17 protein-coding genes, 2 tRNA genes and 1 pseudogene are annotated in these 21027 nt (G+C 44.5%); 13 read left to right on the top strand and 7 right to left on the bottom strand.

Translation table 11 applies throughout. The features are described from left to right. Positions 1 to 32: 32 nt before the first annotated feature. The gene (pdxH, locus tag FHS68_RS16415; protein ID WP_167272022.1) at positions 33 to 674 is read right to left on the bottom strand and encodes a pyridoxamine 5'-phosphate oxidase; all 642 of its coding nucleotides are present in this window, start codon (positions 672 to 674) and stop codon (positions 33 to 35) included. Between the two features lie 106 nt (positions 675 to 780). Between pdxH and FHS68_RS16420 the strand changes: the two genes are divergently transcribed. The 6 genes from FHS68_RS16420 (at position 781) to FHS68_RS16445 (ending at position 5955) form a co-directional block, all read left to right on the top strand. Further along, positions 781 to 2685 carry a DUF349 domain-containing protein gene (locus FHS68_RS16420; protein ID WP_167272024.1) on the top strand — a complete coding sequence of 635 codons (1905 nt, stop codon included), beginning with the start codon at positions 781 to 783 and terminating at the stop codon, positions 2683 to 2685. A gap of 112 nt (positions 2686 to 2797) precedes the next feature. Further along, a tRNA-Thr gene (locus FHS68_RS16425) sits at positions 2798 to 2870 on the top strand. Positions 2871 to 3247: 377 nt separating this feature from the next. After that, positions 3248 to 3323: transfer RNA gene (locus FHS68_RS16430), tRNA-Lys, on the top strand. A gap of 320 nt (positions 3324 to 3643) precedes the next feature. Continuing rightward, positions 3644 to 3991, top strand: a complete 348-nt coding sequence (locus tag FHS68_RS16435) for a YciI family protein (protein WP_167272026.1) — start codon at positions 3644 to 3646, stop codon at positions 3989 to 3991. A 2-nt stretch (positions 3992 to 3993) separates the two neighbouring features. Further along, on the top strand, positions 3994 to 5208 hold the full coding sequence (locus FHS68_RS16440) for a sigma-70 family RNA polymerase sigma factor (protein ID WP_167272028.1): 1215 nt from the start codon (positions 3994 to 3996) through the stop codon (positions 5206 to 5208). Positions 5209 to 5292: 84 nt separating this feature from the next. Continuing rightward, the gene (locus tag FHS68_RS16445; protein WP_167272030.1) at positions 5293 to 5955 is read left to right on the top strand and encodes an L-2-amino-thiazoline-4-carboxylic acid hydrolase; all 663 of its coding nucleotides are present in this window, start codon (positions 5293 to 5295) and stop codon (positions 5953 to 5955) included. Here the strand turns inward: FHS68_RS16445 and FHS68_RS16450 are convergent. After that, entirely contained in the window at positions 5912 to 6136 is a 225-nt protein-coding gene (locus FHS68_RS16450) for a hypothetical protein (protein WP_167272032.1), read from the bottom strand. The genes FHS68_RS16445 and FHS68_RS16450 overlap by 44 nt on opposite strands. A 168-nt stretch (positions 6137 to 6304) precedes the next feature. Between FHS68_RS16450 and FHS68_RS16455 the strand changes: the two genes are divergently transcribed. Together FHS68_RS16455 and FHS68_RS16460 are read left to right on the top strand one after the other, a co-directional pair. Then, entirely contained in the window at positions 6305 to 7204 is a 900-nt protein-coding gene (locus tag FHS68_RS16455; RefSeq protein WP_167272034.1) for an NAD(P)H-binding protein, read from the top strand. A gap of 12 nt (positions 7205 to 7216) precedes the next feature. After that, complete coding sequence (locus tag FHS68_RS16460) at positions 7217 to 8134, top strand: helix-turn-helix domain-containing protein (RefSeq protein ID WP_167272036.1); 918 nt, start codon at positions 7217 to 7219, stop codon at positions 8132 to 8134. A gap of 227 nt (positions 8135 to 8361) precedes the next feature. On the opposite strand, the pseudogene FHS68_RS16465 reads toward FHS68_RS16460, so the two are convergent. From FHS68_RS16465 to FHS68_RS16485, 5 genes and pseudogenes are all read right to left on the bottom strand, one after another. Continuing rightward, positions 8362 to 8619: pseudogene (locus FHS68_RS16465) on the bottom strand (aldo/keto reductase); the annotation flags it as partial. Between the two features lie 135 nt (positions 8620 to 8754). Continuing rightward, positions 8755 to 9057 (bottom strand): DUF1330 domain-containing protein, encoded by a 303-nt coding sequence (locus tag FHS68_RS16470; RefSeq protein WP_167272038.1) that lies wholly within the window; start codon positions 9055 to 9057, stop codon positions 8755 to 8757. Positions 9058 to 9128: 71 nt separating this feature from the next. Continuing rightward, complete coding sequence (locus FHS68_RS16475) at positions 9129 to 9968, bottom strand: DUF2306 domain-containing protein (protein ID WP_229211930.1); 840 nt, start codon at positions 9966 to 9968, stop codon at positions 9129 to 9131. A gap of 116 nt (positions 9969 to 10084) precedes the next feature. Further along, positions 10085 to 10657 carry a Crp/Fnr family transcriptional regulator gene (locus tag FHS68_RS16480; RefSeq protein WP_167272040.1) on the bottom strand — a complete coding sequence of 191 codons (573 nt, stop codon included), beginning with the start codon at positions 10655 to 10657 and terminating at the stop codon, positions 10085 to 10087. Between the two features lie 138 nt (positions 10658 to 10795). Next, a complete protein-coding gene (locus FHS68_RS16485) occupies positions 10796 to 14425 on the bottom strand; it encodes a S8 family serine peptidase (protein ID WP_167272041.1) in 3630 nt (1209 codons plus the stop codon). A gap of 295 nt (positions 14426 to 14720) precedes the next feature. Here FHS68_RS16485 and FHS68_RS16490 point away from each other — a divergent pair, with 295 nt between their 5' ends. From FHS68_RS16490 to FHS68_RS16510, 5 genes are all read left to right on the top strand, one after another. Beyond that, positions 14721 to 15581: an alpha/beta fold hydrolase gene (locus FHS68_RS16490; RefSeq protein ID WP_229211931.1), complete on the top strand. Its 861-nt coding sequence runs from the start codon at positions 14721 to 14723 to the stop codon at positions 15579 to 15581. Positions 15582 to 15641: 60 nt separating this feature from the next. Then, positions 15642 to 17066 carry an AraC family transcriptional regulator gene (locus FHS68_RS16495; RefSeq protein ID WP_167272044.1) on the top strand — a complete coding sequence of 475 codons (1425 nt, stop codon included), beginning with the start codon at positions 15642 to 15644 and terminating at the stop codon, positions 17064 to 17066. A gap of 313 nt (positions 17067 to 17379) precedes the next feature. Continuing rightward, on the top strand, positions 17380 to 18882 hold the full coding sequence (locus tag FHS68_RS16500) for a YfcC family protein (protein WP_167272046.1): 1503 nt from the start codon (positions 17380 to 17382) through the stop codon (positions 18880 to 18882). 193 nt (positions 18883 to 19075) lie between these two features. Next, the gene (locus FHS68_RS16505) at positions 19076 to 19525 is read left to right on the top strand and encodes a hypothetical protein (protein WP_167272048.1); all 450 of its coding nucleotides are present in this window, start codon (positions 19076 to 19078) and stop codon (positions 19523 to 19525) included. 19 nt (positions 19526 to 19544) lie between these two features. Then, positions 19545 to 21026: a M20/M25/M40 family metallo-hydrolase gene (locus tag FHS68_RS16510; protein WP_167272050.1), complete on the top strand. Its 1482-nt coding sequence runs from the start codon at positions 19545 to 19547 to the stop codon at positions 21024 to 21026. The last annotated feature ends 1 nt before the right edge of the window (position 21027 follow it).

The raw sequence follows: 21027 nt of genomic DNA on the forward strand, positions 1-21027 counted from the left end.
TACAATTCTTTCGACTTCACTCAAGGAGAGATCTATGGAGACAATCTTTCTATCTCCCACAAACCCCTTTCACTTCTCGTATAAACCAGCCGATCATGTAAGCGGCTTGGGCGGCCTTGCCAAAATTCGATATAGTCCGGAATTAGCCTGTAACCACCCCAAAATGGTGGCCTGGGCACATTCATCCCTTCATATTTTGTGTCAATTTCCCTTGTTTTTTCTTCCAGATACGCACGGTCAGGAATAATCTCACTTTGAGCCGAAACCCAGGCCCCTATCTGACTCCCTCGCGGCCTGATCGAAAAGTATTCGTCTGATTCGAAATCAGTTGTCTTCTTGATCCAGCCTTCCACCCTGACCTGCCTTTCCAACTCCTTCCAGAAGAATGTAAGAGCTGCCTGGGGGTTGGCTGCCATTTGTTTTCCCTTCTTGCTTAGGTAATTTGTAAAAAAGGAAAAGCCCGTTTCATCCAGGTCTTTAAGCAATACAATTCTGCCCGATGGGCGGCCGTCTGCCACTGTGCTGAGCAACATTGCATTGGCTTCAAAAATGCCGGATGCAATGGCCTCGTCAAACCATAATCTAAACTGTTTCAATGGGTCAGCATTCAAATCCTGCTCCCTCAGTCCTTTCAAGTGATAATCGTGCCGGATTTTTGCGATATTATGGTCCATTCGGTGTGAATATGTTCAATGTTAGGATTTCAAAAGTAGCCATTTCAGAGGAAAGATTATTAGATTTGTAATCCAGAAGAGACGTACGTACGAAACAAGAATCACGATGGCACAAGAACAAGAAGAAGGGGTCAGGAGCGAAGAGCAAGAAGACCTGGAACAAAAGACGGTCGACACCCTCGAAATTGATCTTAACAGTGAGTTGACGGAAGAGCATGAGGAGGAAACGCCAGATGTTGATTATAGCCAACTGTCAAAGGAACAGCTGGTTAACTTGTTAGAAAATGAATTATCGTCGATTCAAAATGAAGGCTTGAAACCAGCTTCTCTTAAAAAAGCGGAGGCAGTAGCCAAGGAAATTCGTCCGGTTCTGGATCAAATCAAATTGAAAGATCGGGAAGCAGCACTAAAAGCATTTGTGGCTGATACAGGTGGTGAGGAAGGATTTGAATATAAATATGACGCAGAAACGCAGAAAATAGATGCTTTGAGCCGGGAAATCCGGGGTTTGAAAAATTCATTTTACCAAGGCCAGGAAAAGGAAAAAGAGAAGAATTTCAATGTCAAAACAGCTCTTCTGCAACGTCTTCGCGCTCTCCTGGACGATGAAGGAACCAGGGAAACGGATGCTACCGGTTTAAAGTCGAGCTGGGAAGAATTTAAGAAGATTCAGGACGATTGGAAACAGGCTGGTAATATCGCTTCTCCTCACAATGGAACGCTATGGGCTACTTACAATGCATTAATCGATCGCTATTTCAGCAATCGGAATATTTATTTTGAGTTAAAGGAGCTGGACAGAAGACGCAATGCGGATCTCAAAGCTGAATTGTGCGAAAAGGTAGAGGAGCTTGGTAAGTCTCTGGAAAGCAGACCAATGACCAAAGAGATCCTAAACGAAGCCAATCATATTTTTGAAGATTATAAACATTTAGGTCCTGCTCCAAAAGAGGATCAGGAGAAGTTGTGGCAGCGGTTCAAAGAGGCTTTGGATGTGCTTTACAATGCACATAGAGGGCAATTTGCTGAGCAGAAGAAATCGATGCAAGAGAATTTTGAACAAAAACTTAAAATTTATGAAGCAATTGTACCTTTCACCACATATAATTCTGGGAGCATCAAAGAGTGGAATGGAAAGACCAAGGAGATCATGGCATTCCAGGATCAGTGGGTTGCGTTGAAAGGGATTATGCCTCGCGAGGAGGGTAAAGATCTTAGCAAGAAGTTTTGGGCGGCACTTAAAACATTCTTCAACAACAAAGGCGAATTCTTCCGCCAGCTTGAATCAAAACGAGAGCTAAACCTGGAACTGAAAACGGAACTTTGCGTGGAAGCCGAGGCAATTCTGGCAGCAGGTGAAGACAATCCTTCAACTACCCAGAAAGTGATTGAATTGCAGAAACGCTGGAAGGGTGTGGGACAGGTACCTGAGAAATTCAAGGATACCATTTATGATCGCTTCAAGAAGGCATGTGACGCATATTTTGACGGTAAACGGGCAAAAAATAAGGGGGTTGAAGAAGAGTTTGAAATCAACTTGAAGCGTAAAACTGACTTAATGGACCGCATTGAGGCGGCGGCAAAAAGTAAGGATGAATCCTCGCTGAATTTGCTTAGCGCGTTCAAAAGCGAGTGGTCTTCGATCGGTTTTGTTCCCAAAAAAGATATGCAGGCGGTGCAAAAACGATACATTGCTGCAATCAATACCTATGTAAGCGCCATTGGCCAATTGTCTACGAAAGAGAAAGAGGCAGCTGTTCTTGAAAGTGAGGTAGAGTTGGTAAGGGATGGAGAAAGCAATCGCAATCTTTACAGAAAGGAAAGTGACATCAGGCGCAAGGTGACGCAGCTTGAGAATGATATCGCTTTATGGCAGAATAACATTGAATTCTTCGCCAAATCAAAAACTTCTGACAAGCTCAAAGCAGAATTTGAACGAAAGATTAACAGTGCGGTAAATCAGTTAGAAGAGCTAAAACACCAACTGACTATCATTCAGGAAGCAATCTGAATTTGAACAAAAAGTCAGGAAAAAATCATTCAATATATTGCATTGTATAAACCTAAGCGCTACTTTTGCACCACGATAACCGAATAACCAGCGTTATCAACATTTTTTAAAAGCCTCCATAGCTCAGCTGGTAGAGCAACTGACTTGTAATCAGTAGGTCGTTGGTTCGATCCCGACTGGGGGCTCATAGAAAAGCACTTGACAGCAATGTCAGGTGCTTTTTTTCTTTTCTGGCATTTTTATTACAGATTTTTCCATAGAATTCGCAGTTTATAGGCTATATCAATGAATAGAAATTGTATTTTTTTAAAGCTAAAATTCTTACGTTCAATGTGCTTCGCGTTTTTCGGCTGAATGGGCGTAAAATTCCTTTGGGTTTAATTTGATACGTTTCATTAAAATTGTACTTTTGCACCACGATAAGGGGAGAAGGCCAAGGTTGGGATTCCGTAACTCAGCAGGTAGAGCAATATAACGCGCGGCGTCCGCTTTTAATGTATGAGTCCTGGGTTGGCATAAAAAGGGGAAACAATGTGGTTGAACAGAAAAAAATCATAAATAAGATTCCGTAGCTCAGCTGGTAGAGCAATACACTTTTAATGTATGGGTCCTGGGTTCGAATCCCAGCGGGATCACCAAAGCGCCTCAACAGGCGCTTTTTTTGCTAATCCTCTTGCCTCCGCTGGTAGAGCAATACGTTTTTAATGAATGGATCCTGGCCGGGCGGCCGGTGCCGTTCGAATCCCAGCGGGATCACCAAAGCGCCTCAAAAGGCGCTTTTTTTTTGCTAATCCCCTTAATTTGTCCGTCAGGGCTTTTAGAAATCATCCCTAAATTAGCAAATCCACCTAATGCTAAGTTCAACCGGCTATGGAAGTCAACGAAAATCATGTAGTCAAAAAATATTTTGCTAATATGTGTCCGGAAACGTGCTATGCAATGTACTATATCAGAAAACATGATGAAAAAATTTTTATTACTTATCCGTGAAGACATTAACCGACTTTCGCAATTTTCTGAAGAGGAAATACAACAGGATATTGCTGAAATGAATAGCTGGGTCGAAGAATTGATCAAATTTGACAGCTTCATTTCTGGTGAGCCTTTGGAAAATGATTATCAATTGGTTGGTAAACAGGTAGAGACAGACGGGTTATTCATTGATTCAAAGGAAGGAATCAGCGGCTACCTCATGATACAGGCAGAAAGTCTTGAACAGGCTGCTGCCATTGCAGAACAATGCCCTCACATTATTCAGGGTAAGATCACCATAGAAGTACGCCCAATTATGGAGATCCCCCAATAACCGTGAACGAACAACTTTCCCTCCTACTTTCTCAACTCCACCGCAATCATTTTGGTAAAATGGTTGCGGTTTTGATGTATCATACCGGCATTGATGACATCGCGGCAGCGGAAGATATTGTTCAGGAAGCATTTGCAATAGCTTCCGATAAATGGCAAGTGATTGTCCCCGATCAACCGCAAGCATGGTTATATGCGACGATCAGAAATATGGCATATAACAGTTTGAAAAAGGAAAACCAAAAACAGGCTCTTCATGGGGATTACCTCGCATTTGACCCTCAGCTTGTAGACGAACACGACTTACTAAGGATACTTTTTGCCTGTTTGCAACCAGCTTTTCCACCCAAAGTCCAGTTGGTAATTGTTTTGAGATATGTCTGTGGATTACGTGTGAAACGCATCGCTGCACTGCTGGCATCCAACGAGGATCATATTTCTAAAGTAATCTATCGCTGGCGTGCGCAGAATAAATCTGGATACTTCGTTTACGCGGGTATGTCAACCGAGCCGGACGAGCAGAAGGTTAGAATGGCGCTTAAGGTTTTGTATGTAATGTTTACAGAAGGCTATCAACTTGCGGAAGACGGTAGTTTTACCGACGAGGCGCTTTGTGAGGACGCCCTGAGCTTATTACAGGAAATGATGAAGATGGGTATTAGCTCTAATGGGAATGTGAAAGCATTATATGCATTGCTGCTGTACAATCTGGCAAGAGCACAATCACGAATAAATCAGCTTCATGAATTAAAATCGCTATCTGAGCAGGACCGACAGGGCTGGAACAAGGAAATAATATCTGTTGCGAACCATTACCTGTTCCTTTCGCAAAAGGAATCATCATCTGTCAGCGCGTACCAATTGGAGGGTGCGATCGCTTACTTGCATACGCAGGCTCGAAGCTTCCAGGAAACGGATTGGCAGGGATTAGCCAAATTATATGAAAAGCTTGTATTGGTCAATTCATCGCCTTTTACAAAGTTAAGTCAGGCTGCGGCTTTATATTTTGGTGGGAATGAAGCAGGTGCAATCACAATCCTCAATCAACTCAAAGCAAATCCATTTTTTCAGAATTATCATCTAATGTATTGCTTTCAGGCAAAAATATCTCTCGACAAAAATGATATTTCTGCCGCGAAATCCTTTTATAAAAAAGCGCTGACCTGCCAGATCAACGCTCTTGAGAAGCAATTTATAGAAAAGGAAATGGGTTGCTGACGAAGTTCGATTGGCGGAAACTTCATCCATTCTTCTCAAAACAAATTTATTGCTAATTTGTCTTCAATCAACATTCCTTAAAAAATGGGCTACAGAAAATTCTTTACCAAAACACTGGAAAAGTATTACCCCGGTAATTCTGATGCGTTACGCAAAGAGATTGACGTAAGATTTTATAAAATACAAAAAGATGTTGCTTTTGCGCTGACATCGGGTAATCCAATTGATCGCCGCCTCGATTTCACCGCATACTTCCTTTCCCTAATCCAGACATTGGAAAGTAAAAATCAATCATTTGACCTGATTAAAGAGATTTGCCTGGAAATAACCTACGACTACGTATCTCCAAAAAACTCGTTTCAGAAATGGTTGAAGAAGATTCCAGCGCGAATAATTGGTTTGAAAATTTCGAAAATAGCTTTGAAAATATTTAAGAAAAAAATTGGCAAAACGGGACACCCGGATGGTTTCAGAGCTGAAATAATCACGGATAAAAACGAAACATTTGGCTTAGGTTACGGAGTAAATATCCTCGAATGTGGCATCTGCAAGCTTTTTCAGAAACACAATGCTTCAAAATACGCTTCCATTCTTTGTGAGGTCGACAAACTAACTTCAGAGCTCGCCGGTCTCGAATTGATCCGAACCAGTACCATTGCCTATGGGGCGGAAATTTGCGATTTCAAATGGAAAAGGAAAGTGTCTATTCCTCATCGACGCCTTCAAAATAATTTAACACGGTCATGACAGGAAGCGTGGTCCTATCAGCCGCATTTGACATTTGGATGATAGCCCGATCAATGTTGGTTTTATCAAAGCCGATGAAATGGCCTTCAATCGTCTCACCAGGTCTGACCTGGTAGTTTATTGCTTTGTCAATGTATTTCGAGGCCCGTTTTTGCAAGCCGGTAAGTTGTGGTTCAGACATGATCATTTCCGATTATGAAGCTTTTGCAAAAGTAAAAGTTACCTGAACGTTTTTAATGAAAATCATGCCGCCAAAGCGGATCCGTCATTTGACTACAACAACCATAGATTTGGCTACGTCTGCTTTTTAGGTGAGACCGACCTTTGCAGAAACTAAAAATAAATACAAATGAAAATCGTGTTAACAGGTTCCCTGGGACATATCAGCAAGCCCCTGACCGAAGAACTGCTTCAAAATGGACATTCGGTTACTGCTATCAGCAGCAACCCTGAAAGGCAAAAGACTATTGAAACATTAGGCGCGAAGGCAGCAATTGGTTCATTCGAAGACGTTGATTTCCTGGCCAATACTTTCACTGGCGCAGATGCAGTCTATACCATGGTGTCTGCCAAAAGTTACTTTGATCCGGAGTTTGATCTATTGGAATATTATAGAATGTTGGGCAGGAATTACGCCGGGGCGATAGCAAGGTCAGGTGTGAAACGTGTCGTAAACCTGAGTACCATCGGCGGACATTTGGCAACGGGAAATGGGATCCTCGTCGGTGCGCATAACGTTGAACTGACTTTGAATGCATTGCCGGCCGATGTTTCAATCACACATATGCGGCCGGTTTCCTTTTTCTACAATTTGTATGGTTATGTACCGATGATAAAGGCAACCGGCACAATCGCTACCAATTATGGCGCCGACCGGATGATCCCATGGGTATCGCCCTTTGATATTGCTGAGGCCGTTGCTGACGAAATCCAAACCTCCTTTACCGGAAGAAGGGTGCGATACGTAGCCAGCGAAGAGCTTACAGGCGAAGAGTCCGCACGCATTATTGGTCCGGCAATTGGAATGCCTGACCTAAAATGGGTATTGATTTCGTCCGAAGAATCGCTCAGCCAACTTATTACAGCAGGCATGAATAAGGAAATCGCGACCGGATTGGTGGAAATGTACGAGGCACTTTATACCGGCGTGCTGGCGGAAGACTATGTAAGAAATCGGCCCGCTGTGATGGGAAAAGTGAAGTTGGCAGATTTTGCAAAGGAATTTGCGGACGCTTTCAAACAGAATTGATTAACTTGTAATATGTCGAATATGCCAATTCATCGGTTCAAAACCATCAGCGAATTTCACCAGTTCAGGGGATATCCTAAGCCGGAACATCCATTGGTGAGTGTTATTAATATGGAAGAGATTAAGCGTTTGCCTGCCAATGAGATGGGTTTGGTGAAGGACTTTTATTCCATTGCATTGAAACGGAATTTCAATGTGAAAATGAAATATGGCCAGCAGGATTTCGACTTTAATGATGGCGTAATGTTTTTTATGGCTCCTGGCCAGGTGCTCAGGCTTGAAGTTGAAGCAGATACTGCGATACAGCAGTCGGGATGGATGTTACTGGTTCATCCCGACTTTCTGTGGAACACACCTTTGGCCAAAACCATTAAACAATACGAATATTTCGATTACTCGGTAAATGAAGCCCTGTTTCTTTCAGAAAAAGAGGAGACGACCATTTCGGGAGTTATGCAGAGCATTCAGCAGGAGTATCGTTCCAATATTGACAAGTTTAGTCAGGATCTGATCATCGCCCAGATTGAATTGCTGCTTAAATATTCAGAAAGGTTTTATCAACGTCAGTTTATTACCAGGAAAATAAGCAATCATCAGATCCTGGATCGTCTGGAACACGTAATTACCGAATTCTTCAACAGCGATGATTTGATCAAAACCGGATTGCCCACAGTTCATTATGTTGCTGAAACGCTTAACCTTTCACCCAATTATTTGAGTGGGATGCTCAAATTGTTGACCGGGCAAACCACGCAGCAACACATTCACCACAGGCTGATTGAGAAAGCAAAAGAGAAACTATCGGTTACCAATCTTTCGGTCAGCGAAATTGCCTACGAGCTAGGTTTTGAACATCCGCAGTCTTTTAGCAAGCTGTTCAAAACAAAAACTAATTTTTCCCCATTGGAATTTCGACAGTCATTTAATTGAAAAAACCGATTTGGAACCGAAAGTCAGTACCGGATCGGTCAATAACTGCTTCTAAATACCAGTCATCTTCTCGCCGGCCTCTGTATAGCGGTCGCCTTGTATCTCGATCTTGGCAGCAGCATCCTCGATATGAATAAGATCTTGCGGAGAAAGCGTCACATTTGCCGCCTTTCACCGTGCCCGCTACCTCTTCAATAGGCACAGTTGTGTTTGCCGTCCGCCGCTGCCTTCCACCCGAACTTGGTCGCAATCTGAACCTCGCTGCGAAAAGGTGCCAATGCATCTCCAACCAGTTCTTCATTTATAAATGGTCCGTATACTTCGGCAGTGTCAAAAAAAGTAACCCCTTTCTCTACCGCTGCCCGGATCAGGGCGATCATTTGCGTTTTGTCTTGTGGCGGGCCGTAACCGAAACTCATCCCCATGCAGCCTAAACCTATGGCCGAAACTTCCAGGCCACTACTTCCTAATTTGCGCTTTTCCATATTTTCTTATTTTGGATTACCAAGAACGTCGTCATCGTGTGATGAACAATACTGGTAATACCACTGCAAAATTATGCCACCGTTGACCTGACTTTTGAACGAAAAATCAACAGAAGAGTAATGATTTAAAATATTTCAAAGGACATTTCCTTCAATTAGTATGATCTTCTCGACCGATTCGTCTTTCAAATGCATATGCTTCAACCGGTCCGGGTCGTCTCGATATCCTTCAAAACTTTTCCGATCTGTAAAAATGACAAGGTGAATTTCATAAGGAAAGCCTAATGTTGTGGCAACGACCGAAGAAACGGTTGGGCGTACACGGTAGACCAATTCCCCATTGTGCCGTTGAAGTAATGGCAAAACCTGGTCTTCAAAAAAGTGAAAGGCACTTTCTTTTCCTTCCTTTATAAAAATAAGCTGAGTATAATAGATCATTCTAGGTGGTTGGAAGATATTGTAAGGAAAAGTTTTACAAAAACGCAAATTTTTGCATATTACCAATGCCATTATTTTAATCTTGGCAGCCACATTCCCATCGTTGCCCCAAATATCCCAATACACATCATGACTGTAAAAGTCAGAATAACCGCAGATGTAACAATACTAAATTCCCTATGCTGACTTTTCTGAGCGTACAAATACATCTCTAATACGATCAGCGAAAGCGGAACTGAATAGGTGATGATGGATAGTGTCGTCAGGAAAGGGCCTGTAAACGTTTCAGGATCGAAACCGGCAGGGCCGCCGTTGACCAGCAACCAGAACATCAATCCCACCCTGAAAAACCAGACGCCATTCACGACCATAAACAGCCGTAACGCCCAGCTTCTGTGTTTTTCCAATTGCCTGGACCGGGCATATCTGATAGCCAACAAGGCAAATGAAATGATATAGATGGCCTGAACGCTAATGCTGATGCGCTGTGTCTGATCCCCTATTCCCCCGCGTGTCCATACCATGATAAGCCCTGCACTGCCAACAAGGATTGCAAGAATTACATATACCCTGCCAAGCCAACGATGAAAAAGTGGTAAGTGCCTGCGTATTTGTGGAATGAGTTGCAAAGGCCCGCCAATTACTAGTATCGCGGCTAATAACACATGCAGTCCTACAATTAAATTCCCTTTCAAATCTCCTTCCACATAGCCGTGCGGAAGTACCTGGTTCCATTTTTCGAACGCTCCGGAGAAAGCGCTTTTGCCATAAAATGATACGATATAAAACGCAAATATCCATTGACCAATCGTTGCGACGGTTAGCCAGGAGGCGGCTGCAAAAGTCAGTATTTTCGGGACAAAGGATGTTTTTGTTTTTTCGGAGTGTAGGATGTTTGCTTTGGTCATCATAATCGAACGGCCGGTTAAGTTTTATTAAACTTAAGGTCGATGCTGCCTTCGCTGACTAGACAAATGTCCATTACGGATGAGCGGTTGTATTGAGGTGTGGGCGTTTGATTACTTTCCTATCCCCTTAATCTGCTCAAATGCCGCTGCGTGATCCCCAGATAAGAGGCAATATAGCGTAACGGTACGTTCCGGACGATGTTTGGTTTCTCTTTCAAGAACTTCAAATAACGTTCTTCGGCGGTTAAGGTAGCCATGTCGTTGATCCGGTTTTTATCTTCCTGAAGGTGTCTTTGCAGGATACGTATCGTATAATCCTTCTGCGTAATACTGTTTTTTGCCCCTTCGTCCACATCATCTCGGCTGATCCTGAGCAACTCACAATCCGTGATACAATGCAGGTTTTCGCCGGAAACCGTGCGGTTCATAAAGCCCGTGTAAGAGGTAAAAAAACGGGGACCATTATTCAGGTCCGTGGTGATTTCATTACCTTCCTTATCCATATGAAAGTTTCGCATATAGCCCGACACGATGAAATTATGGAATTCGGGTATTTGTCCGGCCCGATCAATAATCGTATCTCTTGAAACAAAAACCGGCTTGAAGGATCGGCGGATTGAGGCCTTATCAGATTCCGGCAACGTTAAAATCTCTTCGATATAATGGAAGAAGCCAAGGTAGTAATGCTCCATGTGATGGTGTTGAACAGCAATGAGAAACAGCAAAAGTAATTTACATACTATTTCTGGAACTTCGAACGCCACCGCTGGTTGAATGCCATGTTCAGACTACTAACAACATTCGCAGGTCCCCAGCCCGTCAAACATCCTTTATTCCACAACCAGCCGGTACTGCCGACTCTGCCCTCGCTCGTCAACTTGCAAAATATAAACCCCGGCAGACAACGTCTTAGGTAATTTCAATTCCATTATCGCTTTCCCGCGGCTCACAGTTTCCAAGGGATAAATGCGCCCGCTTACATCAGAAAATTTTAAAATCGCCTTTTCCGGTTCATCCAACCTCAACTGAAACCGGCTTTGGACTGCTGGGTTTGGGAAAACCACATAAGTCTGGTCAATCACTATCGCGGCCCAGGAATAGGTTGTCGTTTTACCATTGAAATCCACCTGCCGCAGCCTATAATAGCTAGTGCCCTGGTGCGGAAGTTCGTCGCGATACTGATACGAATGCTTTTGAGAAGCCGTTTGATCCGATGATACTTTGGCCAGTGATTCAATTTGCCGGAGATCGGTACTTCTTTCCAGTTCGAAAAACGCGTTGTCGATTTCATCAGCTGTTACCCAAGTTAATTTCACCGATCCATTTGGTTCTTTTTTCGCGGAAAAGCTCACGAGGTTTACCGGCAGGGAAGATACATTAACAGTAGCAGTTGCTACCGCGGAACAAATGCCAAATGTCCCGGTAACTGAATAGTTGGTATTAGTCACAGGGCTTACTGTTATCGCAGCAGTTGTGGCGGTGGTCGACCACACATAAGTATCAGCAGCGGATGCGGTGAGGGTTGTGCTGCCGCCTGTTGTAACAGTCAAGCCCGGATCGGCGGCGATACTGATTGAAAAGTTAGGTGTTTCCGAATTTTCATAAGCGCCCATATCAACCCTACCGTTGAAAATGCGGGTATTTCCAGCCAGATCGAAGTTCCCGACCGTGGCTGATGTTGTTCCCGGATTTCCATTATTTTTAGCTGGGGAACATGCAATAAGCCTTAGGTCACCAGGAGTTCCCGACAATGCAACGGGTTGACTAATGAACTTTGGATTTACATTCAGATTATTTGAACCAGCGCCACTCCATCCGCCCTGAACAATGCTGTATGAGATTACTGGATTGCTTGATGACTGATTGGCTACCTCGCTGCTGTTTCCCCACAAAATACTGTTGGTGACGGCTGGCGACGCATTGCTGGTGTTAAATAACCCGCCTCCCGAACCCGAAGCATCATTGCCAGAAAAACTGCTATTCAAAATTGTAGGGCCCGATGATTCATTGTACATGCCTCCACCATTGCCGCTTTCATTGATTTGAAAAGCACAATTAATCAAACCGGGAGATGAAAAACTATTACTCATTCCACCCCCGCGAAGACCATAATTGTAAACAAAAGAGCAGTTGGTCACACTTGGGCTCGAAGAATTATTATCTAATCCGCCGCCAAAATAGGCCTGGTTTACTTCGAAGGAGCAATTGCGGATGGCCGCATTGGATCTATAATTCAATATGCCTGCGCCGTAACTATCTGGATAGGATGTGGTATTACCGGCCACATAAGTAGCAGACCCCAGACCAATGGTTAGTCCGTCCAGAATGGCTGTTCCGTTCAGTTCGCGCCCTACAGCGGTGAGGTTATTGACTACATGATATACATTGTTTTCCAAATTATTGTCCGACTGGATTTCACCGCTCAGGATGGTTTCATTATCACCAACGTACAGATTCCGGTCCGACAGGGCCAATTCATCTCCCTTGAATCCTCCATAAACGGCAAGATTATTTCCCATTACAAACGATTTTGTACGTGGGTCAATGGGATTTGCCTGACCAAATGCATCAACAGAAGGAGTATAAGTACCTTTTGCAATCCAGATTTGTGTGATTTGCGTACAACTTTTAGCAGCGTTAAGGGCAGATTGAAGTGAACTAAATGCAGTTGCCCACGACAGCCCATCTCCGACCCCCGGCGGACCGGATTTAACATATAGGATACCGGAATTGCCAATCGGACAACAGGAATTTCCTTCGTCGACCTGCCCATCGAGGTCATTGTCTTTATTATCACAAATTTCGTTTGCTCCCGGGAAAATGCTGGCGTCGTTGTCGTCCAGATCGCCATTGCATGCGGTGACGCCGTCATTATCCGTGTCCACATTGCGGGCGGCGCTGAAAACGGTTGCGATCAGATCCGGTTTGCCGTCCGGATCGCCCGTAACCCTGGCACTAGCGCAAATACTGCCCAGTAGCAATATGCCGGCTACATGGGGTGCGGCCATTGAGGTGCCGCTGGCATAAGCATAACCTCCGTTAAGCCAGGTTGAGGCAACATTCACGCCCGGCGCGCTGTAATCGACAGGTGCATTACCAAAGTTGGAAAAGCTTGCCATTTTGTCCGTCATATCCATGGCAGAAACCGTGAAAATGTTGGGCGCATTCACCCGGGCCGGACTTCGGTAATTCGCAAAAAGATTATCGTTTCCTGCCGCAACCACTACCCTGCATTTCAATGACAAAGCCAAAGTTGCCTCATCCGTCGCCTGATTGGGTACACCGCCAAGACTCATATTGACCACGTCAGTGTTCAAGGCACGGGCCGCCACATAATTTATTCCAGCAATTACCAGTGAAGACGAAGTGGTATTCTGATCCGAAAATACCCGCACCGCAATGACTTCTGCTCCCGCTGCCACTCCGATTACCCCTATCCCATTATCTTTTGCGGCTATGGTACCGGCCACATGCGTGCCATGCCCGTTCGCATCAGCAGCGCTAGAGCCGATAAAAAATGTGGAAAGTGATGTATTTACGTTTAAATCAGGATGGGTAATATCGACGCCTGAATCGATAATCCAGACGCGTTTGCCGACGCCCGACGCCCCACCCCCTACCCGGCTGATACCCCAGGGCGTGCATTGGGAGTTTGGATCAATTGTGGCAGCCCTATCCAATGTAACGGTGACGGCGCCGCCCGCCATGGCCGCTTTCAATGCGTTCCCAGATTCCAATGACATAGACATAACTGGGATCGTTACCAGCTCGGCATTAGGTCCTGCGCCCATACCCGGGGCTGTCCCGGGTACATTGTTCAAAATAATTACTCCCACAGCCCCGGCTACCTGTGCATTATATGCCTTTACGCTATATTGGCATGTGCCCCTGTCTATCACAGCTATTTTGCCCGTAATTGATTGTATAGGCGCGCAACCCAGGCCTTGGGTTGCAGCACCAGAACCATCATTGACCAATGTGGCTTCACCGGTTGCATTGGCAGTTGGCCCAAATGCAGCCAGACCAACTGCATTGTTCGGTACCCCGTTCACGATGATAGCAGGCCCGCTACAATTCCCGGCCAATGGCATTGTCACAGGCGCACCCCCGGTGGAGAGAAAAACTGGCGAATCGGGCAAAATATATTCCACTTGGTCATCTTTTCGGAGCCTTTCAAGTTCCGCTCCGGTCAAGCCGTTAATTGCAAATCCATTGAGCGCAGTTTCGTAAATGTGAAGTATTTGCTTTCCGAGAAGTTTGTTTTTGACCAACGTTGCGGCAACCTCTTCCCGCATCAACCGTTGACGGGTCTGTACCGATTCCGCGGCATTCAACCGCTTGCCAGCTACCGCATTTCTCTTGTATACTACAATATACTGTCCTGTATTGGACTTGTCTGGCATGTCAATGTTTTGTGCAGATTTACGGAATCCCTGGCTGATGCCTTTCAAATTGGACATTAAAAGGCATAGTATTATCGGCAACGCCCTAATCAATATAAAAAAAAGTGAGGAAAGTTGGGTCATAGATTGGTAGGTTGTGATGTAGGAAAGGTTGAGGTCTTACGTCGGAGTACAAGTTTATTTAATAAAGGACAATTTATCTAATGTAAGAGGGTCAATCAACAATCGACCATTTCTTTTGTTATTGCCGAACGATAGTATTTGAATATTGCATACTTATTCTGATAATAAGGCTAAGTATGCAAACTACCCCACCAGTGACCATCATTAGAATTAGAAAACAGACGAAATAATGTCAAAAAACATCTTCCTAAGCATTATTGCATATTTGGTAATGCAATGTACATTCGCCCAATCAACATTACCTGTTGCTTCGTCCGGAAAAACTATTTTTGGAAGCAACGCAAAAATTGGAAAATACGCTGACATTCGCGGTATCAAAATGTATTATGAAGTTTATGGTACCGGCAAACCTCTGCTGCTCATTCATGGCAACGGAGGTTCACTCGAAAACTTCAAAAACCAGATCCCTTATTTTGCTAAAAACTATAAGGTTATCGCTGTCGATAGCCGGGCTCATGGAAAGTCGGTTGATACGGGTGACTCGCTCTCGTACGAAATGATGGCAGACGATTTTGACGCGCTGCTGACCAAGTTGAGCGTAGACTCCTGCTACGTTATCGGATGGAGCGATGGTGGGATTAATGGATTGCTGTTAGCAATCCGTCACCCCGAAAAGGTGAAAAAAATGGCCATCACAGGTACAAATCTCTGGCCGGATACCACTGCGGTCGTGCCATCTGTTTTTAATGAACTTGTAGCCGTAAATGACAGTCTCGCGAAAGTAACCCCCTCACCAGATGTGAAGGCATTGAAAAAACTTTTGAACCTGATGGTCTTCAATCCACACATCTCAACGGCCGACCTAAAAATGGTTAAAGTCCCTACCCTGGTCATTGGCGGCGATAATGATGTAATTTTGCCAAAACACACAATGGCCATTGCCAATGGCATTCCGCAATCTTATCTTTGGATATTGCCCAATTCAGGGCATTCAACGCTCATTGTTTATAAAGAAATGTTCAATCAAGTAGTCGCAGATTTTTTAAAAAAGCCTTACAAAAAAGTAAAGGGTATGTCCCAACTTGAATAACCAAACGTAGACTGACTACTTCAACGAAAAATATAAACAGTCCTCCCAAATTAAAAAGTCATGTCATTAAGTGAAAAAAATACATTCGTAACGCAATCCTCCTCGCCGGTATCCATTGCGGTTCTGCCATTTCTAAATCTTAGTAATGATATTGAGCAAGAATATTTCAGCGATGGGGTCACAGAGGAAATTATCAATGTGTTAAGCCATACCCCCAATTTAAAGGTTGCAGGACGCACTTCGTCTTTCAGGTTTAAAGGCGACAATCAGGACTTGCGCCAGATAGGCGAGCAGCTGAATGTGGATCATATCCTGGAAGGAAGCGTGCGCAAGTCGGGAAACAGACTGCGCATTACGGCCCAGCTTGTGAAAGTAGCGGACGGTTATCACCTATGGTCTGAGAAGTATGACAAAGAACTGGAAGACATTTTCGACATTCAGGACGAGATCGCGCAGGCCATTTTGAGGGAAATAAAAGTGCAGTTGCTGGGTGACGAGCCTGAAAATACCTTCAAACGATATACCAATAACAGTACGGCTTACGAGCTGTATCTGCACGGCCGATATTATCACAATAAATTTGCAGGGCTGGACGAGTACAACAAAGCCATCGGCTATTTCGAATCGGCCATTGAAATGGACCCGGAATATGCCATTGCATACGCCGGGATCGCCTCTTGTTACCTGAATATGTGGTTTTACAGGCACCTGCCCGACACGTACGCATTGCCACTCATGAAGCAAGCGACTGAGCGGGCTCTTTCATTGGACAGCGGCATCGCCGAGAGTTATCTGGCTCTGGCTCGTATGCAATTGCTCTACCAAAGGGATTTCGCCGGCGCCTCCGCTTCATTCAAAAAAGCATTGGAACTGAATTGGAATACCGCAGAATTGCACAGTCAATATGGTCTGTATTGTGGCCTTACCGGCAACTACGCCAGAGCCGAAGAAGAAACTTCCCTCGCGTTATCGCTTGAACCGTTTTCTTTGATTAATAACTTTTACGCCGGGTACGTATACTGGATTACGGAGAATTTTGAAAAAGCTATTGCGCAGGGCAGAAAATTGGTTGCCCTTGAACCTACTTTCTGGGGTGGTCACATGATCGTTGGCCTGAACCTGATCACATTACAAAATTACCCCGAAGCCCAGGAATCACTGGAAACCGCGTTGGAAATTAATTACAATGGCATTACGCTCAGCGCCTGCGGTGCTTTATTCGGCTTGTCCGGAGAGACTGAAAGCGCATTGGACATTGTTACCCAAATGACCTCTCTCAGCAAAACCCAGGTCGTATCCAATTACGACATGGGAATCGTTTATGCGTCGACCGGCGATGCGGATACCGCCATGGGATATTTTGAAGCTGCAATCAGTCAGCATGAGTCACCCATGCTGTTTTTTAAATATATCGTCAGGGATTGGCTTTCAGGCGAATTATACGACGAACGTTACGGAGCGCTGATCAGCCAGATTGGCGGGTAACGCATTTTCCTTTCTTTCAGTATTTAAATATGCCTTTGATACTGCCTTAGGCAAGTTCCTCTTTAGGGAATTTTGGGGGAAGAACGAGTACTGCCGCCCAAAATCTCTAAGTGGGCTTTACATCATTTTTAAGAGTATCAGTAACTAAGTATCTGGGACAGTAAACTAAGCATTTGGGACAATAAACTAAGCGTTTGGGATAATAGCAGACATTAGTCTTTACGATTCTAGCGATATTTGATTTACGTAACAAAACCTCTATTACTTCTTCAAGATATGATTACTCTACCCGCAGTGACTGCCGAAGCCGCTGATGTTTAAACTTAAATCAGTTCCCCAGCCCCTTTCCATTCTGATGGTTGCGATTGTGCTGGCCGCCATAAGTACCTGGCTGATGCCAGCGGGTCAGTACAATAAGCTTTCAATGGTCGACAATAAATCGTTTTCGATGACTGGGGCGAACGGTGATACCCTTTTACCGCTTACTCAGAAAACATTGGATCAACTCGGTTTGCGGATCTCGGTCAATAAATTTATCAATGGCGAAGTACTGAAACCGGTATCTGTTCCCAATACCTATCGGCAAGAAGCGAGCAACCCGCAAGGTTTCATTAAAGTCATTCAGGCACCGATCAAGGGCATTTATGACAGCATAGATATCATTATGTTTATTCTCGTCATGGGCGGTTTTGTTTATGTTTTCAATGAAACCCAGGCGATTGAAAAGGGTATTGCCTCACTTTCGCATGCTATGAGAGGACGCGAGCCGGTCCTGATCGTAGCGCTGACCATCTTGTTCGCTTTTTGCAGGGCCAGTTATGGGATGGATGAAGAAGCACTCATGTTCTATCCGATCCTGGTACCTGTTTTCCTGGCAGCCGGTTACGATTTACTTGTTCCTTTCGCTGTCATTTTTGGCGGAAATACAGTCGGCGGTATCTCTGCATTTTCCAATCCTTTTTCAACTATTATCGCTTCCAATGCAGCCGGTATCAGTTGGAAAGACGGCATTTACGAACGTTTGATCCTTTTCACCCTGACGACGGCTTTGTTTACCTGGTACCTACTGCGCTATGCTGCTAAAGTGAAAAAAGATCCGTCCACATCACTGGTTTTAAAAATAGACGGCGTCGTAAAACCGCCGTATGAAGTGCATATCAGCAACCAGGATGTGGCCGAGCAATTAGGATTAAAAACCAAGATGCTTTTGCTAATCTTCCTCGGTGCATTTTTGGCTATGATCTATGGTACGATGTTCCTTCAATGGTGGACCTTGGAATTGTCAGCACTTCTTTTTGGGGCATCGCTTCTCGTGGGATTTTTGGCAAGAATCAACGAAAAGATATTCATTACGCAATTCGTAAAGGGAGCTGAGAGCTTGCTTTCGGTCGCCTTTATTGTGGGCGTGGCACGGGGTGTTACCATTGTTTTGAATGATGGCCACGTAAGCGATTCCATCCTTTTTTATATGAGCGGGCTGGTTACGCACGTGCCGCCGGTCATTTTTATTCTGCTGCTGTTCGTTTTTTTCTTTTTCTTTTCGCTATTTATCACATCCACTTCTGGCATGGCGGTACTCACCATGCCGATTATGGGAACGCTGGCTGTCCTGATCAACATTCCCGGAAGTGAAATTGTGAATGCTTATTTGTACGGAATGAACCTCATGCTTTTCATCTCACCCACCGCTATGCTTCTGCCGTCGCTCGCTCTGGTGAATGTGAGTTTAAAAGTCTGGATACGATTTATTATGCCGTTGCTGTACGTCCTGTTATTAATTTGCGCAGTGTATTTGGTAGTTAATATGTATTTGTAGTGTATGGCTGTTAGCTGAGAGCTATTAGCTGTTAGCTATTAGCTTTTTGAAATCGCCTGAAATAGTTTATCTGCAAACGTTCATGCGAAACACTTAAAATTATGAAAAGTACCATGTCATTTTTAACACCCAAGAAGCTAAAGGCTAACAGCTAAAAGCTGATAGCTTGTGGCTCATGGGCAAAACAAGCACAATGAAAAAATCAATACTACTCATTCTTTCTGCACTATTCCCGTTCCTACTCCAAGCCCAATCCAAGCCAGCGGAGGGTGATATATCGGTACAGCAAACAGTAGTAAACATGTTTGCCAAATTAGCTGATCAGGATTCGGTTGGCATTAGAAATTACTGTACTTCGGATGTGGTATTATACGAAAATGGCCAGATCTGGACTTTGGATTCTCTGATTAAAAAAGGAATTACGGCCAATATCGGTACCAACTTCAAACGCACTAATAAATTTGATTTTATCAATACAACAATCAGGGAGAACACGGCCTGGGTGAGTTATAATCTTTATTCTGTCATGGAGAGAGGCGAGCGAAAAACATCCGTGCATTGGATGGAGACCGTGATCCTTATCAAAGAAAAAAAGCAATGGAAAATTAAAGTACTGCATTCAACACTGATAAAAAGGGCCTAAATACAATTAACTAATCAAAATGATGAAATCTTTCCGACTAACATTCCTATTGCTCTCTTTAACAATCGTTGCAAAAGCCCAGGTTGAACTTTCAAAAAAAGGGCAGACCGCCATTGTCACTTACGAAAAGTATTTCGAAGAGAACAAAGACGTGCACCTCAAAGAGTTTTTGGAGCTGGTTTCCATGCCTACCGTATCCTCACTTCAGGCGAACAGGCCTGATATCGACAAAGCCGCAGCCTGGATCGTAAAAAAATTACAGGCCATCGGAATGACCACCGCCCAGGTGATGCAAACCGACGGGCCTCCCGTTGTGTACGGAAGCTGGGAAGGCGCCAAAGGAAAGCCAACGGTGCTGATTTACGCGCATTATGACGTTCAGCCTGTAAAAGAATCCGAATGGACAATTCCTCCTTTCGAGCCAAAAGTTGTAGACGGAAAAATATTCGGGCGTGGTACCAGTGATGACAAGTGCGGGGTAATGATCCCGATATGGGCGGTGGAAGCCATCCTGAAAAAGGATAAGGCGTTGCCCGTAAATGTAAAATTCCTGTTCGAAGGAGAGGAAGAAGTTGGCGGGCCGAACCTGCATAAGTTTATGATAAACAATAAAGAATTGCTGAAAGCGGATTTCGCATTGAATGCGGATGGCGGACAATACAGCGAAAGTATCCCTTCCATTTGCATGGCCTTCCGTGGCTCCGCGCAACTGGAATTCAACGTGAAAACTGCAAACTATGACGCTCATTCCGGCTCATTTGGAGGCAAAACAGCCAATGCAGTAAAAGCTACCTCGGAGATCATCGCATCATTTTATAACAAAAATGGAAGCGTGGCCGTAGCCGGATTTTATGACAACGTGCCCGCAATAACCGCGGCAGAAAGGGAAATGATCGCCAAAGTACCCTACGATGCCGCGGCTGATATGAAAGAGTTAGGCTCAACGGCTGACGTGGGCGATACCAATTATACAGCCCTCGAAAAGCTGTGGTATCGCCCTACGTTGGAAATCGTTGGCATGCAGGGCGGCTACACGGCCGTCGAAGGTTTTAATAACATTATTCCCGGAAGTGCTACTGCACGGATTACGTGCCGGTTGGTGGGCAGCCAAAAAGGAGATGAGGTGATCCAAGCCATTGTTAAGCATATCGGAAAAAATACACCGGCAGGAGCAACAGTTACCTACAAATTCAGACCGGGCTGGGCACACCCCATCAAATTTCCTTCGGATAATAAAGCCTACAATTATGTAGCCAATGCTTTAACGACCGTATTTGGGCGACCGCCCCTGCAAACCGGCGAAGGCGGAAGCGTAGGTTCGCTGGTAGACATCAAGGAAGCACTTGGATTGGACGCTTACTCATTTGGTGTTGCCATACCCGATGAAAGGTACCATGCGGCCAATGAATTTCTGAGACTTTCCAGCATCCGGAAAGGGCAAATGTTGTATTGCAATTATTTCATGTATGTAGGCGAGCAGGAGGATAAAGCAAAAAAGTAGA

The organism is Dyadobacter arcticus (assembly GCF_011762185.1).
GTDB classification, from domain to species: domain Bacteria; phylum Bacteroidota; class Bacteroidia; order Cytophagales; family Spirosomataceae; genus Dyadobacter; species Dyadobacter arcticus.